Raw genomic sequence first — 20,661 nt, 5'->3', positions numbered from 1 at the left:
CAGATACACCGCCCGCCCATGCCCCGGCCAAATCGGCACCGTCGCGGGCCAGAAGCCGGCGCAGGCAGCGCCGCTCCCGGGGGCGCTGGGGGCTGGTAACCTTAGTAATACTGCTGCTGGGCGCGGCCGGCGTGATGGTTGTTCGCCTCTGGCCCGCCCTGGGGGATGCCGTGGGCCGCAAGGCGACGCTGCCTGATCAGGTCTCGGCTTCACCCAACACCACCGCCGAGCCGGTAAGGCCGACAGCCAGCGCCTTTGGCCCCGAACGCCTGGCGTTGCAGCCCGTTGTCGTCAGTGCAACGCCGGTCGCCCCTGTGGACCTGGCTGCGTATAGCCCGGTGGCGAGCACGGCCGGCGAAGTGGCTTCAAATGCCGCGCTCGCTACGGTCGCAGACGCCCTGGGCGATGCCGATGGCATCTTTCATGAGGTTGCTGCTTCCCATGCAGGGATCGATACAGGAACCGATACAGCCCTCACTCCCATCCCCCTGGCCAGTATTCGCTTTGCCTTCGACAGCGCCGTCCTCAGCGCCGCCGGGCGGGCGCAGGTGGCTGAGGCGGCCCGCGTCCTCGGTAAGGCCGATGCGGGCACACCGGTCACGGTGACCGGTTTTGCCGATACCGTGGGCTCTGATGACTATAATCTCCAGCTATCCCAGCGGCGCGCCGGCGCGGTGGCGGCGGCGCTGTCAGCGCTGGGGGTTCCCCGTGATCGCATGCAGGTGCTGGGGCGCGGCAGTGGTGCAGCGCCAGTCGACGGTGGCAGTCACGACAGCGAGGATGGCAGTGGCGAGCGCATGGTGTGGGTGGAGCTTGGCGCAGCGCCGCAAAGCCCGGTCGCCAGCCGCTCCGATGCGCCTGTGACGCCTTTCACAGATAGGTAGGGCAGATGCAGCGTTATTCGGGCTGCGTGCTATGCTCATTGGGATAACAGACAGGGTGCAGGTTGCCCACAAGGAGGTAGAGATGTCCGAGCAAAAGGGAAAAATGCGGGCCGGTTTGGTAAGGGGAGTGATTCATGCAGGCGTTGCGGGTTTGCTGTCGGTGTTGCTGGCAGCCTGCGCCGGCAACAGCAGCCCGCCCATGTCGGATGCGCAGCGCACCGCAGCGGCGGATTTTGACTATGTCATCGGCCCTGGTGACACCCTGGAAGTCTTTGTGTGGGGTAACGAGGAGCTTTCCTCGGTGGGTGTTGTCCGGCCCGACGGCAAGTTCACCACCCGGTTGGTGGAGGACCTCGAGGCGAGCGGCAAAACCTCAACCCAGTTGGCCCGTGATATCGAAAAGTCCTACGGCGAATATGTGCGTCAACCGGTAGTCAGTGTCATCGTCAACGGCTTTGTCGGCGTGCCCTCCCAACAGGTGCGGGTGGTGGGCGAGGCTGCCCAGCCGGCCAGTGTGCCGTATCGCAAGCACATGACCCTGCTGGATCTGATGATCGCCGTGGGTGGCATGACCGAGTTTGCCGACGGCAACGGTTCGGTACTGGTGCGCACCGATGACGGCGGGCAGACATCCTACAAACTGCGCCTGGATGATTTGCTCAAGGACGGCGATATTTCTGCCAACCTGGCGCTGATGCCAGGGGATATCGTGATCATCTCGGAGTCCTGGTTCTAGCAGTTCGTTTCGCAGGAGCAGGCCTATGCAGGATGCATTAGCTCAAATCTGGTCCTACGCGCTGGGCGTATGGCGTCATCGCTGGCTGGTACTGATGGTGGCCTGGCTCATTGCCATTGCGGCGTGGGTCTGGATCTGGCGCCTGCCGGAGGCCTACGTGGCCACCGCCAGAATTTACGTGGATACCAACAGCGTCCTGCGGCCGTTATTGCGGGGCCTGGCCATCCAGCCTGACATCGATCAGCGTATCGCGATGATGAGCCGCACCCTGCTCAGCCGGCCCAACCTCGAAAAACTCATGCGCATGACGGATCTGGACCTCAACGTCAGCACCGAGCTTGAGCGCGAGGAAATGGTGGCCGACCTGCGCGATGCCATCAGGCTCAGCGGCGACCGTGGCAACTCCTCCCTGTATTCCATCTCCGTGCGGGATTCGGACCGCGACATGGCCAAGCGCATTGCCCAGTCGCTGATCACCGTCTTTATCGAAAGCTCCCGCAGCGACAAGCGGGACGACAGCTCCGGTGCCCAGAGCTTCATCGATGAGCAGATTGCCGATTACGAGCAGCGCCTGGTTGAGGCGGAGAACCGGCTGGCCCGCTTCAAGCAGGAGAATGTCGACGTGCTGCCTGGTGCCGGCGGTGGTTATTACAGCCGCCTGGAAGCCTCCAAGGCCGAGTTGGCGTCGGCCCGACTGTCCCTGCGCGAGGCGGAGAACCGGCGCAGCGAGCTGAAGAGCCAGCTCGCTGGCGAAGTGCCGGTCTTTCTGGCCAGTGGCGCCGGTGGCTCGCCGCTGGATGCGCGCATACAGGCGCTGCAGTTGCAGCTGGACGCGTTGAAGTCGCGCTATACCGAAAAGCACCCCGAAGTGCGCCAGCTGCAGGGCCTGCTGGAGGAACTGCAGCGCGAGAAGGCCGCCGAAATGGAGTTGATGCTGGCCACCGGAGGGGCCGGTTACACCGAGCTGTCCAGCAGCCCGGTCTACCAGGGCATGCGCAGCATGCTGGCGGAAACGGAGGCGCGGGTTGCCGAGCTGAAGGTGCGGGTTGCCGAGTTCGAACGGCGGGTTGGCCTGCTGGAAGACAAGGTCAACAGCATTCCCGAGGTGGAAACCGAGCTCAAGCAACTGGATCGCGATTACAACGTGCTGGCCGGCCAGCACCAGGAACTGCTGCAGCGCCGCGAATCTGCCCGTCTGTCGGAAGACGTGGAGCAGCAGGCATCCAGCGTGACCTTCCGGGTGATCGATCCACCCTTTGTTCCCACCAAGCCCAGCGACCCGAACAAGCCGCTGCTCAATGCCGGGGCATTGCTGGTGGGCGTGGGCGGTGGGATTGGCGCGGGCCTTTTGCTGTCTATCCTGTCGCCGGTGGTGTCGGATCCGCGCACCCTGGTGAACGTGACGGGCCTACCCCTGCTGGGCACGGTGACCCTGGTGCAGACACAGCAGGAACAGCGCAGAGACCTGTTTGCCTCGCTGACCTATGCCTCGCTGGTGATTGCGTTGGTCGCGGCCTATGTCGGGCTCAGCCTGGGCCAGAGTTCCCTGTTTGGGTTGTCGGTCTGATGGCGGTTGAGATGATTGGGAGCCCGGGACTATGAGCATCATTGAGAAGGCCGTCAGCGAGCTCAGCAAAGCTCGCTCGTCCGAGCGCAGCGAAAAACGCGGCGACGATACCGTGCACAAGGCGGGAGCGAGGGTGAGTCCCACCCTGCCCGAGCAACAGGTAACGCAGGCCCCCGGGGCCCCGGCGACAGAACCGGGCGCTGCTCTGGCAGGCCCCGGGGCAAGCCCCAAGGTGGTGGACATTCCCTTTGATGACCTGCACCAGCGCGGCATGCTGACGCCGGCCACCCCGCGCAGCATGATTGCCGAGGAATATCGCACCATCAAGCGCCCCATCCTGCGCAACATCGACGGCGAGACCGCCACCGACATTCGCTTTGCCAACCTGGTGATGGTGACCAGCGCCCTGGAGGGGGATGGCAAGACTTTCTCCTCCATCAACCTGGCCCTCAGCATTGCCATGGAAATGGACAAGACCGTGCTGTTTGTCGATGCCGACGTGGCCAAGGCCACCGCCGGGCGGTTGCTGGGCGTGCCGCGCAACAGCCCGGGCCTGATCGACCTGCTGGAAGACCGAAGCCTGGAAGTGTCCGACGTGCTGTGCCGCACCAACATGGAGAAGCTCAGCATACTGCCGGCGGGCCGCGTGCATGCCAAGTCCAACGAACTGCTGGCCAGCGAGGGCATGAAACGCCTGATGGTGGAAATGTCCCAGCGCTACAGCGATCGCGTCATTGTGTTTGATTCGCCGCCCCTGCTGATGACCACCGAAGCCGGTGTTCTCGCCAGTTTTGTCGGCCAGGTGGTGTTTGTGGTGGGTGCCGGGCGCACCCCGCAGCAGGCCGTGGTGGAGGCCATTGAACACATCGGCCAGGACAAGGCGGTCGGCGTGGTACTAAACGGCAGTCGCCGCCGTCGTATGGGCTTCGGTTATGGCTATGGATACGGCTACGGGTACGGCTATGGATACGGTCACGAGGAATTTGAGCGGCGCAGTGCGGCACAATCCGCTGATGCCGAAGGGGCGTCGGTGAGGTCATGAGTCGTCGATTGTCCCGGATAGGCAGGCTGGCGCAGCCAGGGGCCCTGACCGCTGTGGGGCTCGCGGTATTTTGCGCGCCCACCATGTCCGCCGAGTGGACGCGCGGCGCGGGCATCACCGCCGGCGCTATCTACACCGACAACGTCTGCCTGCGCAGTAACGACAAGCTTGACGATACCATCGGCATCGTTACGCCCAATGTGCGGCTGAAGGGCGAGGGCGCCCGGGCCAGCATGGACCTGTACGCAGCGGCCCAGTTCAACACCATGGAAAACAGCGGCGTGGACTGTGGTGTGGTCGGCGCCGACAACATCTCGCCGGCTCCCCGTATTCGCTTCAACGGTGATGCCGAATTGCTCAGTAACTGGTTGTATGTGGACGCTACCGCCTTTGCCGACCAGAACCGTATCAATCCTTTTGCCGCCGGCGGCGAAGATGCCCTCGATGGCCGTGGCAACCTGAACACCAGTTACCAGTACGCCATTTCACCCTACATTGCGCGCCGCCTGGGCGATGACGCGGCCCTGCTGGTTCGCTATCGCTACAGTGAAGAGTACAACACCGAAGACGCGCTGAATGACAACCAACTGCAACAGGCCCAGTTCGATTTGGGCACGGTGCCTGAACTGGCGCGCTTCAGTATAGGCGTGAGTGGCACCTACAGTGAGATCGACTACGACGAGCGTTTCGGCGGTGAAGAGCCCTTCAACAACCAGCTGTCATCGGCCCAGGTTCGTGCCGCCTTCCAGTTGAATCGCAGTGTCCAGTTCAATGGCTACATTGGTGAGGAATGGAACGACTATGTCAGCGTGTTCCAGGATGACGAAGGTAGCTTCTGGGACGTGGGCCTGCGCTGGACGCCCAACACGCGGGTCACGGTGGACCTTGGCACGGGCGAGCGTTTTTTTGGCGAAACCCCCCGCGCCTCCATCGCCTATCGCCACAAGCGCAGCACCCTGCGGGCGAGCTACCAGCGGACCCTGACCTACGACAGGACACTGCGCGGTACGGACCCTTTCGCCGATGACGTGGACGAGCTGATTGACGGTGGTTTGCCGGATGACCAGGGCATTATCGGTGAAGGTGGAGAAGAAACCACCATCACCAACAGCCCGATTCTGGACGAGCGTTTTTTGCTGACCTATCGCTTTACCACGCGCAGAACGACGTTTTCCGTTAATGCCTCGCACTCCGAACAGACCCGCTCCGAGGATGGCCTGGAAGACACCTTTATTGCGGCGGGTATCGGGGTGGAGCGCGCACTGGGCGCACGCCTCAGCAGCTATGTGCGCTTGACCTGGACCCGCAGGGAGGCTGATCAGCGACGTGATCTGCTGGCGCCGGATTCGGATAACGGACGCGCGACCCTTGGTTTCGACTATCAGCTCGGCCAGCGCACCAGCGTAGGCCTGGCCTACCAGTACAACGAGCGGCAGTCCGACAATCCTCTGGATGAATACGAGGAGAACCGCGTTCTTCTGCAGTTTCGGTATCAGATTTAGGTAATCAGCAATGACTCAGAAAAGTACGCGGGGGCACGTACTTTGCGTGGTGGGTGCCCGGCCAAACTTCATGAAAATCGCCCCCATCATGCGTGCCTTCAGTGCGGCGGCGGTGCCTGTCCCCAGCCGCCTGGTGCATACCGGCCAGCATTACGACGCGGCCATGAAGGCCTCCTTCTTCACCCAGCTGCGCATTCCAGAGCCCGACCTGGACCTGGGGGTTGGCTCGGGTAGCCACGCCGTGCAGACCGCCGAGATCATGAAGCGCTTTGAGCCGGAGCTGGATGCCAACCCGCCACGGGCGGTGCTGGTGGTGGGCGATGTAAACTCCACCATTGCCTGTTCGCTGGTGGCGGTCAAAAAGGGCATTCCGGTAATTCACGTGGAGGCCGGCCTGCGCAGCGGCGACCGCGCCATGCCCGAGGAGATCAACCGTATTCTCACCGACCAGCTGTCGGATCTGCTGTTCACCACCGAACAGGACGCTGCGGCCAACCTGCAGCGCGAAGGCATCGACGCCGGGAAAATCCACTTCGTGGGCAACGTGATGATCGATTCGCTGTTGCAGAACCTGTCCCTGGCCATCCCCGCAGAGCATACCTTTGAGCGTTTTGGTGCGCCGCCCGCGGCGGAAGAGCCCTTCGGCCTGGTGACCCTGCACCGGCCGTCCAACGTGGACGATCCGGCGGTGCTGGAAGCACTGCTGGGCACGCTCTGCGACATCGGCCGTGACATGCCGCTGGTGTTCCCTATGCACCCGCGCACGCGCAACAATATCGAGCGCTTTGGCCTCGACAAACAGCTGGCGGACTCAGGCATCTGCGTGACCGGGCCCCTGAGTTACCTGGAGATGCTCGGCGTGATGCAGCGCTCTTCATTGGTGCTTACCGATTCCGGCGGCCTGCAGGAAGAGACCACAGCCCTTGGCATTCCCTGTTTGACCCTGCGCCACAGTACCGAGCGGCCCATCACAGTAACCGAGGGCACCAATACCATTGTGGGCACCTCCGCCGAGCGAATCCTGACGGCCTACCGGGATTTTCGCCAAACCGGGGGCAAGGCGGGGCGTATTCCGTCCCTGTGGGACGGGCGCGCCGCAGAGCGCATTGCGGCCAACATCAGCGACTGGCTAGTGGCCGGCACATGAACACGGCGGGCAGCAACGGATTGCATCCCATGCGTAATGCCATGACAGTGGATGTTGAGGATTACTATCAGGTCTCTGCCTTTGAGTCGGCGGTATCCCGTTCCGAGTGGGACGACATGCCGTGCCGGGTAGAGGCCAATGTTGATCGTATTCTGGCCTTGTTTGACACAGCCGGCATCAAGGCGACCTTCTTTACCCTGGGCTGCGTGGCGTCAAAACACCCCGAAATGGTGCGCCGTATCGTGGCGCAGGGGCACGAACTGGCCAGCCACGGTTGGTCCCATGTGCGGGTGACCCAGCAGGCACGGAGCGAGTTTGGCGCCGATATTCGGCGCACCAAGGCAACCCTTGAAGAGATTGGCGGCTGCGCCGTGCAGGGCTACCGGGCGGCCAGTTACTCCATCGGCGGGGCCAACCTCTGGGCCCTGGATGAACTGGCCGACGCGGGCTATCGCTACAGTTCCAGCATTGTGCCCATACGCCATGATCTGTACGGCATGCCCGAGGCGCCGCGCTTTCCCTTTGCCGCTGCCGAGGGCCGCTTGCTGGAGATTCCAGTAAGCACCGTGACCCTTGCCGGGCGCAATTTCAGTTGTGGTGGCGGTGGCTGGTTTCGCCTGTATCCCTACGCCCTGTCGCGCTGGTGCCTGCGCCGTATCAACGAGGTGGAGGGCGAGTCGGGAATTTTCTATTTCCACCCGTGGGAAATAGACCCTGCCCAGCCGCGCATAGCCGGCTCCAGCGCCCGCGCGCGCTTTCGCCACTATCTCAACCTGCACCGCATGGAGTCGCGGCTAAAGCAACTGCTGAGCGATTTCACCTGGGATCGGGTGGACAGGGTCTACCCGGTGGACGCGGGTGCAGTGGCATGAGCTTGCAGGTGCGCCAGGCCACCGCCGCCGATGCCGCCCGCTGGAACGCCTTTGTGCTGGATCATGCAGCGGCCACCTTCTGCCACCGCTTTGAATGGGCGCCGGTGCTGGAGCAGGCCTTTGGCCACCGCCCGCGGCCCCTGCTCGCCGAGCAGGATGGCGAGGTGGTTGGCATTCTGCCGCTGGCGGAAGTCAAAAGCCGGCTGTTCGGACACTCGCTCTCCAGTTTGCCCTTTTGCGTGTACGGGGGCGTGGTGGCCACCAACGCGCAGGCCGACCATGCCCTGCGCCAGGCGGCTTGTGACCTGGCGGAGCAACTGCAGGTTGATGCGCTGGAGCTGCGCTCCACCCGAGCGGGCAACAGCGGCTGGCCGAGCAAGGACCTGTACTACACGTTTCGCCGCGAATTGTCGCGCGATCACGACAGCAACCTCAAGGCGATACCCAACCGCCAGCGGGCGATGATTCGCAAGGGCATTGGCGCCGGCCTCAGCAGCGAGCAAACCACCTCCACCAAGCGGCTCTACCGCGTTTATGCCGAGAGCGTTCGCAACCTGGGGACACCCGTTTTTGCGCGCCGCTACCTGGATGTGCTGAGGCAGACCTTTGGTGATGATTGCCGCATGCTCATGATCCGCGAGGGCGGCGAGGACGTGGCTGGCGTGCTCAGTTTCTACCATCGCGGCGAGGTGCTGCCCTATTACGGCGGCAGCGTTGCGCGCGCCCGTGACATCAAGGGCTGCAACCATTTCATGTACTGGGAATTGATGCGGCGCTCGGTGGATGAGGGAGTGCTGGGGTTTGATTTTGGCCGCAGCAAGATCGACACCGGCCCCTTCAGTTTCAAGAAGAACTGGGGTTTTGAGCCACAGCCGCTGCCCTATGAATACCATCTGGTTCGCGCGGCGGCCATGCCGAACCTGAGCCCGGCCAACCCGCGCTACCGGCTGCTGATCAACACCTGGCGGCGCCTGCCACTGCCCATTGCCAACCGGATTGGGCCGTTGGTGGCAGGCAGCCTGGGATGAGGCGGCCACAATGACCCAGTCTTCGTCCACCGCACGCCGGCCGCTGTTGCTGCTGTGCCACCGCATTCCCTATCCGCCCAACAAGGGCGATAAAATTCGCTCCTTTCATTTGCTGCGCTACCTCAGCGAGCGTTTTGACGTCCACCTGGGGGCCTTCGTGGATGACGCGGATGACTGGCAACATGCCGATGCCCTCTCGCGCTTGTGCCGCAGTTGCCGTCTGCTGCCAAGGCCCAAGGTGCCGGCCCCGCTGCGCCTGGCGCGCTGTGTTGCGCAATCCGAGCCCCTGACCCTGCCGCTCTACCACCAGCCGGCTATGCAGGACTGGGTCGCAGACACGGTGCGCGCCGAAGGCATTGATATCGCGGTGGTATTTTCCGGCGCCATGGGGCAGTACCTGCTGGATGGGCGCTTTGACGACCTCCGCCGGGTGGTGGATTTTGTGGATGTGGACTCCGACAAGTGGCGCCAGTATGCCCAGGGCAAGCCCTGGCCCCTGTCCTGGCTGTACCGGCGCGAGGCGGCGACATTGGCAGCCTTTGAACAGCGCCTGCACCGCCGGTGCCAGGCCAGCCTGTTTGTGTCAGCGGCCGAGGCGGCGCTGTTCCGACGCCAGGTGGTGGAGCACCCCGAGCGGGTCGATCATGTGAACAACGGGGTAGATCACGAATTTTTCTCACCGGATCACGCCTTTGCCAGCCCCTTTGCGGCGGGCGAAACCGCGCTGGTGTTTACCGGCGCCATGGATTACTGGCCCAACATCGATGCGGTGAGCTGGTTTGCGCGCGAGGTGTTGCCGCCGCTGCGCCAGCGTTTTGCCGATCTGCGCTTTTATATTGTGGGCAGCAAGCCGGCGTCTGCGGTGCAGAAGCTGGCGGCGCTGCCCGGCGTGGTGGTGACCGGACGGGTGGCCGATGTCAGGCCCTACCTGCAGCACAGCCTGGCGGCTGTGGCGCCGCTGCGCGTGGCCCGGGGGGTTCAGAACAAAGTGCTGGAGGCAATGGCCATGGCGCGGCCAGTGCTGGTGAGCAGCGCCGGGCTGGAAGGCATAACCGCACAAGACGCACGCGAGGTGTTGCTGGCAGAGAGCGCGGATGATTACAGCCGTCACCTCACCGCAGTGATTGAGGGGCGCCATGCCGGCCTTGGTGCGGCAGCGCGCGCGCGTGTGCGGAACGACTATAGCTGGGACACCGCCTTTTTGCGCCTGGCGCAGTGGATGGGCCTGCCCGGCGAGCCGTCCAGGGTGGCAAACCATGGTTAGTGTGGCGACAGGCAGCGCCGGCACGGACGGCCGCAGCCGCTGGCCGGCTGCCGTGGCGGGCATCGCGGCCTACTGGCTGGCGGTACTCTGGCTGTTTCGCGACACGGCGCTTGGCATGGAGGCGATCTGGGCGCGCTCGGATACCTTCGCCCACGGCTACCTGATTCTGCCGATCTGCTGCTGGCTGGTGTATCGCCAGCGCGAAGCGCTGCGCCAGGCGCAGCCGGCGCCTGGCCTTTGGGGGCTGGCCTGGATGTTGCCGGCGGCGGCTCTCTGGCTGGCGGGCTACCTGGTGGATATCAACGTGGCGCAGCAACTGGCGCTGGTGGGTCTGCTGGTCGCCGGCTCCTGGGCCATTGTTGGCAACAGCGTCGCACGGCTGATCGCCTTTCCCCTGGGCTACCTGTTTCTGGCGGTGCCGATGGGCGAGGCGCTCATTCCGCCCCTGCAGGAATTTACCGCCTTTGCCACCGTGCGGCTGGTTGAGCTGTCCGGTGTGCCGGTGTTTCGCGACGGCATGCTGTTCAGCCTGCCGACAGGCAACTGGCGCGTGGTGGAGGCCTGCAGCGGCGTACGCTATTTGATTGCCTCCTTCACCCTGGGCGTTCTGTATGCCTACCTGAATTACACCCACTGGCGAAAGCGGCTGCTGTTTGCCCTGGTATCCCTGGTGCTGCCGATAGCGGCCAATGCGGTGCGCGCCTACCTGATTGTGATGCTCGGTCACCTCAGCAGTGGCGAGCTGGCAGCCGGAGTGGATCATCTGATCTACGGCTGGGTGTTCTTCGGGGTGGTGATGCTCCTTCTGTTCTGGGTCGGGTCTTTCTGGAGCGATGACCCCCACAGCGCCAACGCACCGCAGCCAGCGCCACAGGCACCCGGCTCAGCGTGGGCGCTGGCTGGGGTAACGCTGGCGGCCATTGCCCTGGCCTGGAGCCCCTGGTGGTTGCTTGCCGGGCGCTACGAGGCGCAGGGCCATAGCAGCACGCCGCCTGCGCTGGCGCACCAGCAGCGCACCGCCGACTGGCCCTGGGTGGCCCGCAGCGAGGGGGCGAGCCGCCTGACCCGCAGTGTGAACAACCTGGACGGGACGCCGGTCTTCCTCGATATCCAGCAGTTTCCGCCACAGCCGGGTGTTGAGGCAGCGGTGCGCTTTCGCGAGTTGAACCCGGTGCCCGATGAGTGGGAGGTGCGCCGACTGCGCGCGCGGGAACTGGTGTTGGCGGACGACACCGTCACCGTAATGGAAGTGATCTTAAAGGCTAAATCCCAGGCCCAGGGTCAGGAGCAGCGCCTGCGCATCTGGTACTGGTTCCGGGTGGGCAACACCAACACCGCCAGCCCCGCCGAAGTCAAACTGCTGGAATTGTGGCAGCGCCTTAAACCGCACGGGCAGGGCACCGAGCGCGTGATTCTGGCGACCGCCGATGACGAGCAGGGCAGCGCTGCCGCCGTGCTGGAGCGCTTTGTCGCAGCGCAGGGCGCGACGCTGCTGGGGGGCGGCTGACATGGCGAGCGAACAGCCGCCGCTGGTGCTGCACATCATCTATGCCCTGGGCACCGGCGGGCTGGAAAACGGCCTGATACACATCATCAACGGCACTCCCCCCGGGCGTTATCGCCATGCCATTGTCTGCCTGACCCAAGCCGAAGGGTTCCAGCGCAGGCTGCAGGATGAGCAGGTGGCTGTGTATGAGCTGCACATGCGCCCGGGCACCGATGTGTCTGCCTACCGCCGCCTGCGGCGCCTGGTGCGCAGGCTGCGCCCGGACATTGTTCACAGCCGCAATCTCGCGCCACTGGAAGCCCAGTTGGCCACCCTGGGGCTGGCCGGCGTGCGGCGCGTACACGGCGAACACGGCCGCGACATGGCCGACCTCGATGGCAGCAACCGGCGTTACCGCCTGTTCCGCCGGGCCATGCGCCTGTTGGTGCATCACTATATTGCGGTCAGCCAGGATTTGGCGGGCTGGCTCAGGCACAGCATCGGCGTAAAGCCGGATCGGCTGACGCAAATTTACAACGGGGTGGACATCCAGCGCTTTCAGGGGGCGGCAAGTGCAAGCCCCGCCCTGCGCCGCCAGCTGTTGCCCGCGGGCCTGTTGAGCGCCGCGGAAGACGATGTGCTGGTGATTGGCAGCGTGGGCCGGCTTGCCGAAGTAAAGAGCCAGCACACCCTGCTGGAGGCCGTTGCAGCGCTGCGCCAGATGCTGCCGGCCCTGGCCCCGCGCCTGCGCATTGTGCTGGTGGGGGAGGGCGTGATGCGCGACAGGCTGCAGCGCAGCGCCTGTGACCTGGGCGTGAGCGATATTCTGTGGATGCCCGGCGACCGGGATGACATCCCCGAACTGCTGGGCTGCATGGACCTGTTTGTACTGCCGTCCCTGGGGGAAGGGATTTCCAACACCCTGCTGGAAGCCATGGCCAGCGGGCTGCCGGTGGTGGCCAGCGACGTTGGCGGCAACCCGGAACTGGTGCGCCCCGGCCAGCATGGCGAGCTGTTTCCGGTGGGCGATGCCCAGGCACTGGCGGCCGTGCTGGCACCGCTGTGCAGCGATGCCGCCCGGCGCGCCCGCTACGGGCAAAACGCCCGGCGCTTTGTGAGCGAGCGCTTTTCCTGGCCGGCAACCATCGACAATTACCTCGGCCTCTATGACCGCCTGCTCGGGCGGACGCCCGCCGGCGACGTGGCTGTCGCCACAGCAGATTACAGGGAGTAAATGCGTTATGTGCGGTATTGCGGGCATTTTCGATACGCGGGGACGGGCGCCGGTGGATGCGGCGCAGCTGGCCGCGATGAACCTTGTCCAGTTTCACCGGGGCCCCGACGAAGACGGGGTTCACATTGAACCCGGCATCGGCCTGGCCCACCGCCGCCTGTCCATCATCGATCTGTCCAGCGGGCAGCAGCCCATGTTCAGTGCCGATGGCAACGTCTGCGTGGTGTACAACGGGGAGATCTACAACTTCCCGGAACTGACCCGGGAGCTGCGCGCGCTCGGCTATGCATTCCGTACCCGCTGCGACACCGAGGTGATTCTGTACGCCTGGCAGGCCTGGGGCGAAGCCTGCGTGACGCGCTTTCGCGGCATGTTTGCCTTCGCCCTGTACGACCGCCGGGCCGACAGCCTGTTTTTGGCCCGCGATCGCTTTGGCATCAAGCCGCTGTTCTACAGCCTGTTGCCGGACGGCCGGCTGCTGTTTGGCTCCGAACTCAAGGTGCTCAAAGCCCACCCGGCCCTCAGCCGGCGTATTGACCCGGAAGCGGTGGAGGACTACTTCGCCCTGGGTTACATCCCCGAGCCCAAAACCATCTACCGCGACACCCACAAACTGTCTCCGGGGCATACCCTGCTGTTCCGGCGCGGGGCACCGCCGCCCGTGCAGCGCCAGTACTGGGATATTCCCTTCACGCCGCTGGCCGGGGCGCAATCCGAAGGCGACCTGGCGGGTGAGCTGGTGGAGCGCATGCGCGAGGCGGTGCGGGTGCGCATGATCGCCGAAGTGCCGCTGGGGGCCTTTCTTTCGGGCGGTGTGGATTCCAGCGCCGTGGTGGCACTGATGGCCCAGCAGCAGGCGGACCCGGTAAATACCTGTGCCATCGGTTTTGATGTGGCCGACTACGACGAAACCGCCTATGCCCGCTCCGTCGCCGAGCGCTACCACACCAATCACGCCGAACACAGCATCGACAGCGCCGACTTCTCGTTGTTGGATACGCTGGCGCAACTGTACGACGAACCCTATGCCGACAGCTCCGCCCTGCCCACCTACCGGGTGTGCCAACTGGCACGCCAGCGGGTGACGGTGGCCCTGTCCGGCGATGGCGGCGACGAGAATTTTGCCGGCTATCGGCGCTATCGCTGGCACATGAACGAGGAGCGGCTGCGCTCGAGGCTGCCGCTGGGCATGCGCCGGGCCGTCTTTGGCCCGCTGGGGCGGCTCTACCCCAAGGCCGATTGGGCGCCGCGGGTGCTGCGCGCCAAAACCACCTTCCAGGCGCTGGCGCGGGATGCCGTGGCGGCCTACCTGCACTCTGTCTCGCTGACCTCCAGCGAGCAGCGCGCGGCCCTGTTCAGCCCCGCCCTGCGCAGCGCGCAGCAGGGCTACCGGGTGGATGCGGTGTTTGAGGAACACGCCCGGCGCTGCCCGAGCAGTGACCCGCTGTCGCTGATCCAGTACCTGGATATGAAAACCTACCTGGTGGGGGATATTCTCACCAAGGTGGACCGGGCCAGCATGGCCCATTCCCTGGAGGTGCGGGTGCCGCTGCTGGATCACCCGCTGTCGGAGTGGGTGTCGGGCCTGCCGTCCTCGGTCAAGCTGAAGGGGCAGGAGGGCAAATACCTGCTGAAAAAATCCATGGAAGCCCATCTCCCCCACGACGTGCTGTATCGGCCCAAGATGGGCTTTGGGGTGCCCATTGGCCAGTGGTTTCGCGGCCCGCTGAAGCAGCGCCTGCGGGCGGCGCTGCTGGAAGGCGGGCTGGCCGACAGCGGCCTGTTCAACCCCGAAACGCTGCGCAAAATGGTGGATGATCACCAGTCGGGGCGGCGTGAATACAGCGCGCCGCTGTGGTCCCTGCTGATGTTCCAGGCGGCAACGCGCGACGACGACCTGGGGGTGGCGTGATGGCGCCTCTGCATATTCTGCACGTGCTGGATCATTCCATCCCCATGCACAGTGGCTATACCTTCCGCACCCGCAGCATCCTGCGCGCCCAGCGCGAGCGGGGCTGGCACACCAGTCACGTGACCGGGCTCAAGCACACCCAGGCAGGCCCTGCCGAGGAAGAGGTCGACGGCCTGCGTTTTTACCGTACCCCGGCTACCGGCGCTGTGCTGGAACGGCTACCGCTGGCCAGCCAGTGGCAGGTGGTGCGCACACTGGCCCGGCGTATCGACGAAGTGGTTGAGCGCGAGCGCCCCGACGTGCTGCATGCGCACTCGCCGGCCCTGAACGGACTGGCCGCCTTGCAGGTCGGGCGTCGCCGGGGCCTGCCGGTGGTGTATGAATGCCGCGCCTTCTGGGAGGACGCGGCCGTTGACCATGGCACCAGTGTTGAAGGTGGCGCGCGCTATCGCCTGACCCGGGCGCTGGAATCCCGGGTTTTTCGCAAGGCCGATGCGGTGACTACCATCTGCGAAGGCCTGAAGTCCGATATTGTCGGGCGGGGCATCGACGCGGCGAAGGTCACGGTGATCCCGAACGCGGTGGATGTGCAGGCCTTCGCCCTGGACCGGCCGCGGGACGAAGCACTGGCCGCCCAACTCGGCCTGAGCGGGCGGCGGGTTACCGGTTTTATCGGATCCTTCTATGCCTACGAGGGCATTCCCCTGTTGCTGGATGCCATGGCGGCCCTGCGCGAGCGCCACCCGGATTTGGCCCTGCTGCTGGTGGGCGGTGGGCCCCAGGAAGGGTTGATCAAACAGCGCATTGGCGAGCTGGGCCTGGACGCCCAGGTGGTGTTCACCGGCCGGGTGCCGCACGAGGAGGTGCAGCGCTATTACAGCCTGGTGGATATCTTCGCCTACCCGCGCCAGTCCATGCGCCTTACCGATCTTGTTACACCGCTCAAGCCCCTGGAGGCCATGGCCGAGGGCAAATTGGTGGTGGCGTCGGATGTGGGGGGGCACCGGGAGCTGATACGCAACGACGACAACGGGGTGCTGTTTAAGGCCGGCTCCGCCGAGGCGCTGGCCGACGCCCTGGACCGCCTATACAGTGCCCCTGAAAGCTGGCCCGGCCTGCGCGCCGCCGGCCGCGAGTATGTGGAAACAGAGCGCAACTGGGCGGCGAGTGTCGCCCGCTACCAGACAGTGTACGGGGGGCTTACGTGAAGCTCGGCCTGGTGGGGCCGCTGCCGCCGCCCAACGGCGGCATGGCCATGCAGACAGAACAGCTGGCCCGCCTGCTGCGCGAAGACGGCGTGCAGGTGGACGTGCTGGCGGTGAATGCGCCCTATCGCCCCCGGTGGATTGGCCGGGTGCGCGGCGTGCGGGCCCTGTTTCGCCTGCTGCCCTACCTGTGGCAGTGCTGGCGCTTGCTGGGGCGGGTCGATCTGGTGCACCTGATGGCGAACTCAGGCTGGTCCTGGCAGTTGTTCGCCACGCCGCTGATCTGGCTGGCCAGCTGGCGCAGGGTGCCGGTGATCGTCAATTATCGCGGCGGCGGCGCGGCCGAGTACCTGGAGCAGGCTGCACCCCGGGTATTGCCAACCCTGCGGCGGGCATCGGTGCTGGCTGTGCCTTCGGGTTTTTTGCAGGCCGTGTTCAACGGCTACGGGGTGCCCAGCCAGGTGGTGCCCAACATTGTCGATACGCGCTGCTTTGCACCGGTGGAGCGGTTACCCGATCGCGCGCTGCCCCTGCGCTTGGCGGTCACGCGCAACCTGGAGCCCATCTACGGCCTGGACACCGCCATCCGCGCCCTGGCCCACCTGCAAAAGGCCCGGCCCGGCAGCACGCTGACCATCGCCGGCAGCGGCCCGCAGCGCGCTGCCCTCGAGGCCCTGGCCGCCGAGCTGGGCCTTGCCGGCGCCGTCTACTTCGCCGGGCGTCTGTCGCGGGAGGAGATCGCCGCGCTGTACGCCCAATCCGATGTGCTGCTGAACCCGGCGCGGGTGGACAACATGCCCAACTCTGTCCTTGAGGCGATGGCCTGTGGCCTGCCGGTGGTGTCGACGGCAGTGGGTGGGGTGCCCTACATCATTGACGATGGCGCCACCGGGCTGCTGGTGGCGCCCGATGCCCCCGAGGCAATGGCCGAGGCGGTACTGCAGCTGGTGGATGATGCCGCGCGCTATCGGGCCATCGCCGCCGCCGCCTTGGCGCAGACCCGCGCCTACACCTGGCCCGCGGTGCGAGAGCAGTGGCTCAATCTGTACCGGACTACGGTGGCCGCGGCATGAGCCTGTATACGCGCCTGGTCAGCGGGGTGCTGTTTCCCTTGCACGAGCGCCTCAAGGGGCATTCCACCGTGGCCCTCCGGCGGCAGATGGAAGAAGACCAATGGCTGGCGCCCGAGGCCATTGCCGCCAACCAGCTGCTGCGCCTGCGCGACTTCCTGAGCCATATCGGCCAGCACGTGCCCCACTACCGGGACTTATTCCAGCGCCTGGACTTTGACCCCCACAGCCTGCAATCGCTGGATGAACTGGCCCGCTTGCCCCTGCTGGACAAGGCCCGGATCCGAGCGGCCGGCGACGCCCTGCGTTCAGAGCTGGCCGGCAACCTGCAGCGCTTCAACACGGGGGGTTCCAGCGGCGAGCCGCTGGTGTTCTACCTGGATAACGAACGGGTGAGTCACGACGTTGCCGCCAAGTGGCGCGCCACCCGCTGGTGGGGCGTGGATATCGGCGATCGCGAAGTGGTGCTGTGGGGCTCGCCCATCGAGCTGGGGGCCCAGGATCGTGTCCGGCTGTGGCGCGATCGCCTGCTGCGCACCCGGCTGTTGTCGGCCTTCGAGATGTCGCCGGCGCGGATGGATGCCTACCTGCAACAAATCCGCCGGCTGCGACCGCGCATGCTTTTTGGCTATCCTTCGGCCATCAGCCTGCTGGCGGCGCGGGCGCAGGCGCAGGGCATCGCCATGGGGAATGTCGGGCTGCAGGTGGTGTTTGTGACTTCCGAGCGCCTCTACGACCATCAGCGCAGTGCCATTGAAGCCTGCTTTGCCTGCCCGGTGGCCAACGGCTACGGGGGCCGCGATGCCGGCTTTGTGGCCCACCAGTGTCCCGCCGGCAGCCTGCACCTGACGGCGGATGACCAGATTGTGGAAATTATCGATGAGCAGGGCAATGCCGTGGCGCCCGGCCAAAGTGGCGAAATTGTGGTGACCCACATGGCCACCCGGGCCTTTCCCTTTGTGCGCTATCGCACCGGGGATATCGGCCGGCTGGGCACACAACCCTGTGCCTGTGGGCGCGGCCTGCCCGTGCTGGCGGAAGTGGAAGGGCGCAGCACCGACTTTCTGGTGGCCCAGGACGGCACCCGCGTGCACGGCCTGGCGCTGATCTACATTCTGCGCGACATGCCCGAGGTTAGCGCATTTAAGATTATCCAGCACACGGTGGATCAGGTGGCGGTGGAACTGATTCCCGGCCCCGGTTTTGGCCAGGGGCAGATCACCCGCATCCACGAAGGCTTCCGCCGCCGGTTGGGGCAGGGGGTGCAGGTGGATGTGCGGCAAGTCGCCGAGCTGCCCGCGGAAAAATCCGGCAAGTTCCGCTACGTCGTCAGCCGGGTTGGCCAGTGATGCGGGGCGCCTGAGGTCATGGGAATACGCGACCTGCTGGTGACCGCCCTGGTATTTGGCAGCCTGCCGCTGATCCTGTGGCGGCCCTATATCGGCATTCTGGTGTGGTCCTGGCTCAGCTACATGAACCCTCACCGGCTGACCTACGGCTTTGCCTACAACATGCCCTTCGCGCAGATTGTCGCCCTCACACTGCTGGTGGCGCTGCTGTTCTCCAGCGAGAAAAAATCCTTCCCGCTGACCGGCACCACCGCTGTCTGGCTGCTGTTTGTTATCTGGATGTGCCTGACCACAGCGCTGGCGGTGTATCCCGATGCGGCCATGATCCAGTTGACCAAGGTACTGAAAATCCAGCTGGTGGCGCTGCTGACCCTGGTGTTGATCAATGACCGGAAAAAGCTGGACCACCTCATTATCGCCATTGTTTTTTCAATCGGATTTTTTAGCGTTAAGGGCGGGGTCTTTACCATTCTCACCGGTGGCGCCTTTCGTGTTTGGGGCCCCACCGGCAGCTTCATCGAAGAGAACAATTCACTGGCTGTGGCGGTGTTAATGATCATTCCGCTGATGGTCTATTTACACCGGCTTTACGGTGGCAACCGCAAACTGAAGTGGTTGCTGGGTGCGGCTATTGGCCTTAGCACGATCGCGGCTATTGGCTCTCAGTCCCGCGGGGCACTGGTGTCTATTCTCGCAGTGGCCGGTTTCTACTGGTGGAAAAGCAGCTCCAAGATTGTCACAGGGCCAGCTGTGGTATTGGGAGCCGTACTTTTTCTGACGTTTATGCCGGACAGCTGGCACCAGCGCATGCAGAGCATTAAGAACTACGAACAAGATGATTCGGCGATGCAGCGTCTGAACTCCTGGGAGTATTCAGTTAATGTGGCCAATGATTCCGTGGTCGGGGCTGGGTTCTCATCCTGGACCAGGGAGATGTTCGAGCGCTATGCACCCCGGCCCGAGTGGGTGTTTGTGGCCCATAGCATCTACTTTGCCCCCCTTGCCGACCACGGTTGGCCGGGGCTGTTGATGTTCTTACTGGTTCTATGGCTCACCTGGCGATCGCTGTCGGTGGTCATCGCCAACCGCGCGAGCACCTGGTCGGATGACGACGTTTTTCTGGCCAAGATGCTGCAAGTCAGCCTGGTGGCCTATTTGTCGGGAGGCGCCTTCCTCAGCCTGACCTATTTCGATCTGCCGTGGCATATTGTGGCCATGGGTGTCATTTTACGTGCGTTGGGACAAGGGAAGAGCCTGCGGGCAGAAGGCCCTGCCGCGCAAACAAGGCCAGCAAAACATGCGCCGAATGGGCAATATGGCAATAGGCTTTCTAGCCGTGCGGCGACGTAATGGGTGTGGTTGTATGAGGAAAGCCATATGTCTAGGATAGCCGCGCCATTGTATCGTGCGGCACTGAATTTAGCGGGCGATAGCCGGCGGCGGCCGTTGTCCGTGCTTATTTACCATAGAGTGCTAGCCGCCCCAGATTTTATGCGCCCGGGCGAGCCAACTACGGCACAGTTTGCCTGGCAAATGCAGTTGCTGCGTCGCTATTTTAACGTCCTGCCTTTGGTGGAGGCCGCGCAAGCCTTACGCAATGGCACCCTGCCGCCCAGGGCTGTCGCGATTACTTTTGATGATGGTTATGCCGATAATGCGACACTGGCGTTGCCCATTCTGCGACGACTGGGGCTGCCGGCCACGGTATTTGTGGCTACGGCATACCTGAATGGCGGTCGCATGTGGAATGACACGATTATTGAAACTTTCCGCACGGTTGCCAGCGATAAACTTGACTTGTCGGCCGAGGGGTTGCCGGTGCTGCGCCTGGACGATGAAGCCAGCCGATGCCGGGCGGCGGAATTAGTGATTCGTCACGCGAAATACCTTGGCAGCGCCGAACGGGAGCGTCTGGCGACGACGCTGGCCAAGCACGCGAGGCGGCTACCGGATGATTTAATGATGACATCCGAACAACTGCGATCGCTGCGCGTTGGGGGCGTTGAAGTTGGTGGCCATACCCACAGCCATCCCATCCTCTCGGGCCTGGACACTGCGGCCTCGGCGGCGGAAATTGCCGGAGGCAAGGCCAGGCTCGAATCCATGGTAGACGGGCCTGTACAGGCCTTCGCCTATCCCAATGGGCGACCAGGGCAGGACTACGACGATGAACACGTTGCCCAGGTCAGGGCGGCCGGCTTTAGCACTGCGGTGAGCACCCGTGTTGGGGTTGCCGCTGGCGCTACAGATACTTTCCAATTGCCGCGTTACACGCCATGGGATCAGACTGTGCCACGCTACTTGTTGAGAATGGCGCTGATGCGCCGTCGGTTGGTAACGTGCTAATGGCGCTAGCGGGGCAC

The 20,661-nt window shown here is 64.4% G+C and carries 17 protein-coding genes; all 17 read left to right on the top strand.

Translation table 11 applies throughout. From position 1 onward, the window contains the following. Window positions 1–134 precede the first annotated feature (134 nt). The 17 genes from DDZ17_RS04670 to DDZ17_RS04590 all read left to right on the top strand — a co-directional run bounded on the left by DDZ17_RS04670 (window position 135) and on the right by DDZ17_RS04590 (window position 20,644). Complete coding sequence (locus DDZ17_RS04670) at window positions 135–884, top strand: OmpA family protein (RefSeq protein ID WP_116364743.1); 750 nt, start codon at window positions 135–137, stop codon at window positions 882–884. An 82-nt stretch (window positions 885–966) separates the two neighbouring features. Next, window positions 967–1,620 carry an XrtA/PEP-CTERM system exopolysaccharide export protein gene (locus tag DDZ17_RS04665; protein ID WP_241505781.1) on the top strand — a complete coding sequence of 218 codons (654 nt, stop codon included), beginning with the start codon at window positions 967–969 and terminating at the stop codon, window positions 1,618–1,620. 25 nt (window positions 1,621–1,645) lie between these two features. Next, window positions 1,646–3,187 (top strand): XrtA system polysaccharide chain length determinant, encoded by a 1,542-nt coding sequence (locus DDZ17_RS04660; RefSeq protein WP_116364742.1) that lies wholly within the window; start codon window positions 1,646–1,648, stop codon window positions 3,185–3,187. Between the two features lie 31 nt (window positions 3,188–3,218). Then, window positions 3,219–4,229, top strand: coding sequence for an XrtA-associated tyrosine autokinase (locus tag DDZ17_RS04655; RefSeq protein ID WP_116364741.1), 1,011 nt, complete (start codon window positions 3,219–3,221; stop codon window positions 4,227–4,229). Then, window positions 4,226–5,731, top strand: coding sequence for a TIGR03016 family PEP-CTERM system-associated outer membrane protein (locus DDZ17_RS04650; RefSeq protein ID WP_116364740.1), 1,506 nt, complete (start codon window positions 4,226–4,228; stop codon window positions 5,729–5,731). Before DDZ17_RS04655 ends, DDZ17_RS04650 begins: the two co-directional genes overlap by 4 nt. A gap of 10 nt (window positions 5,732–5,741) precedes the next feature. Next, on the top strand, window positions 5,742–6,878 hold the full coding sequence (gene wecB / locus DDZ17_RS04645; RefSeq protein WP_116364739.1) for a non-hydrolyzing UDP-N-acetylglucosamine 2-epimerase: 1,137 nt from the start codon (window positions 5,742–5,744) through the stop codon (window positions 6,876–6,878). Between the two features lie 29 nt (window positions 6,879–6,907). Then, window positions 6,908–7,750, top strand: a complete 843-nt coding sequence (locus tag DDZ17_RS04640; RefSeq protein WP_241505780.1) for an XrtA system polysaccharide deacetylase — start codon at window positions 6,908–6,910, stop codon at window positions 7,748–7,750. Beyond that, window positions 7,747–8,778 (top strand): FemAB family XrtA/PEP-CTERM system-associated protein, encoded by a 1,032-nt coding sequence (locus tag DDZ17_RS04635; protein WP_116364737.1) that lies wholly within the window; start codon window positions 7,747–7,749, stop codon window positions 8,776–8,778. Before DDZ17_RS04640 ends, DDZ17_RS04635 begins: the two co-directional genes overlap by 4 nt. 10 nt (window positions 8,779–8,788) lie before the next feature. Continuing rightward, window positions 8,789–10,042, top strand: a complete 1,254-nt coding sequence (locus tag DDZ17_RS04630; protein ID WP_116364736.1) for a TIGR03087 family PEP-CTERM/XrtA system glycosyltransferase — start codon at window positions 8,789–8,791, stop codon at window positions 10,040–10,042. Then, a complete protein-coding gene (xrtA, locus tag DDZ17_RS04625; protein ID WP_170150148.1) occupies window positions 10,035–11,549 on the top strand; it encodes an exosortase A in 1,515 nt (504 codons plus the stop codon). Before DDZ17_RS04630 ends, xrtA begins: the two co-directional genes overlap by 8 nt. Window position 11,550: 1 nt before the next feature. After that, on the top strand, window positions 11,551–12,762 hold the full coding sequence (locus DDZ17_RS04620; protein ID WP_116364734.1) for a TIGR03088 family PEP-CTERM/XrtA system glycosyltransferase: 1,212 nt from the start codon (window positions 11,551–11,553) through the stop codon (window positions 12,760–12,762). 7 nt (window positions 12,763–12,769) lie between these two features. Then, window positions 12,770–14,674, top strand: coding sequence for an XrtA/PEP-CTERM system amidotransferase (locus DDZ17_RS04615; protein WP_116364733.1), 1,905 nt, complete (start codon window positions 12,770–12,772; stop codon window positions 14,672–14,674). Further along, window positions 14,674–15,882, top strand: a complete 1,209-nt coding sequence (locus DDZ17_RS04610; protein ID WP_206613437.1) for a TIGR04063 family PEP-CTERM/XrtA system glycosyltransferase — start codon at window positions 14,674–14,676, stop codon at window positions 15,880–15,882. The genes DDZ17_RS04615 and DDZ17_RS04610 overlap by 1 nt, the downstream gene beginning before the upstream one ends. Continuing rightward, entirely contained in the window at window positions 15,879–16,952 is a 1,074-nt protein-coding gene (locus DDZ17_RS04605) for a glycosyltransferase family 4 protein (RefSeq protein WP_206613436.1), read from the top strand. Before DDZ17_RS04610 ends, DDZ17_RS04605 begins: the two co-directional genes overlap by 4 nt. Beyond that, complete coding sequence (locus DDZ17_RS04600) at window positions 16,913–18,298, top strand: phenylacetate--CoA ligase family protein (RefSeq protein WP_206613435.1); 1,386 nt, start codon at window positions 16,913–16,915, stop codon at window positions 18,296–18,298. Before DDZ17_RS04605 ends, DDZ17_RS04600 begins: the two co-directional genes overlap by 40 nt. Before the next feature lie 18 nt (window positions 18,299–18,316). Continuing rightward, window positions 18,317–19,648 carry a putative O-glycosylation ligase, exosortase A system-associated gene (locus tag DDZ17_RS04595; protein WP_116364731.1) on the top strand — a complete coding sequence of 444 codons (1,332 nt, stop codon included), beginning with the start codon at window positions 18,317–18,319 and terminating at the stop codon, window positions 19,646–19,648. 27 nt (window positions 19,649–19,675) lie between these two features. Beyond that, window positions 19,676–20,644 carry a polysaccharide deacetylase family protein gene (locus DDZ17_RS04590; RefSeq protein ID WP_116364730.1) on the top strand — a complete coding sequence of 323 codons (969 nt, stop codon included), beginning with the start codon at window positions 19,676–19,678 and terminating at the stop codon, window positions 20,642–20,644. Window positions 20,645–20,661 lie beyond the last annotated feature (17 nt).

This window comes from Parahaliea mediterranea (genome assembly GCF_003402235.1).
Taxonomy (GTDB): Bacteria; Pseudomonadota; Gammaproteobacteria; order Pseudomonadales; family Halieaceae; genus Parahaliea; species Parahaliea mediterranea.
Note: the sequence above shows the minus strand (reverse complement) of the source record. Positions and strands in the feature narration are given on the sequence as shown.

What these genes read in the sequence shown, in the direction of transcription:
- DDZ17_RS04615 (WP_116364733.1), top strand. Translation starts at nt 12,770, where the DNA reads ATGTGCGGTATTGCGGGCATTTTCGATACGCGGGGACGGGCGCCGGTG.
- DDZ17_RS04595 (WP_116364731.1), top strand. Translation starts at nt 18,317, where the DNA reads ATGGGAATACGCGACCTGCTGGTGACCGCCCTGGTATTTGGCAGCCTG.
- DDZ17_RS04655 (WP_116364741.1), top strand. Translation starts at nt 3,219, where the DNA reads ATGAGCATCATTGAGAAGGCCGTCAGCGAGCTCAGCAAAGCTCGCTCG.
- DDZ17_RS04670 (WP_116364743.1), top strand. Translation starts at nt 135, where the DNA reads ATGGTTGTTCGCCTCTGGCCCGCCCTGGGGGATGCCGTGGGCCGCAAG.
- DDZ17_RS04640 (WP_241505780.1), top strand. Translation starts at nt 6,908, where the DNA reads ATGCGTAATGCCATGACAGTGGATGTTGAGGATTACTATCAGGTCTCT.
- DDZ17_RS04610 (WP_206613437.1), top strand. Translation starts at nt 14,674, where the DNA reads ATGGCGCCTCTGCATATTCTGCACGTGCTGGATCATTCCATCCCCATG.
- DDZ17_RS04665 (WP_241505781.1), top strand. Translation starts at nt 967, where the DNA reads ATGTCCGAGCAAAAGGGAAAAATGCGGGCCGGTTTGGTAAGGGGAGTG.
- xrtA (WP_170150148.1), top strand. Translation starts at nt 10,035, where the DNA reads ATGGTTAGTGTGGCGACAGGCAGCGCCGGCACGGACGGCCGCAGCCGC.
- DDZ17_RS04630 (WP_116364736.1), top strand. Translation starts at nt 8,789, where the DNA reads ATGACCCAGTCTTCGTCCACCGCACGCCGGCCGCTGTTGCTGCTGTGC.
- DDZ17_RS04590 (WP_116364730.1), top strand. Translation starts at nt 19,676, where the DNA reads ATGTCTAGGATAGCCGCGCCATTGTATCGTGCGGCACTGAATTTAGCG.
- DDZ17_RS04635 (WP_116364737.1), top strand. Translation starts at nt 7,747, where the DNA reads ATGAGCTTGCAGGTGCGCCAGGCCACCGCCGCCGATGCCGCCCGCTGG.
- wecB (WP_116364739.1), top strand. Translation starts at nt 5,742, where the DNA reads ATGACTCAGAAAAGTACGCGGGGGCACGTACTTTGCGTGGTGGGTGCC.
- DDZ17_RS04650 (WP_116364740.1), top strand. Translation starts at nt 4,226, where the DNA reads ATGAGTCGTCGATTGTCCCGGATAGGCAGGCTGGCGCAGCCAGGGGCC.
- DDZ17_RS04620 (WP_116364734.1), top strand. Translation starts at nt 11,551, where the DNA reads ATGGCGAGCGAACAGCCGCCGCTGGTGCTGCACATCATCTATGCCCTG.
- DDZ17_RS04660 (WP_116364742.1), top strand. Translation starts at nt 1,646, where the DNA reads ATGCAGGATGCATTAGCTCAAATCTGGTCCTACGCGCTGGGCGTATGG.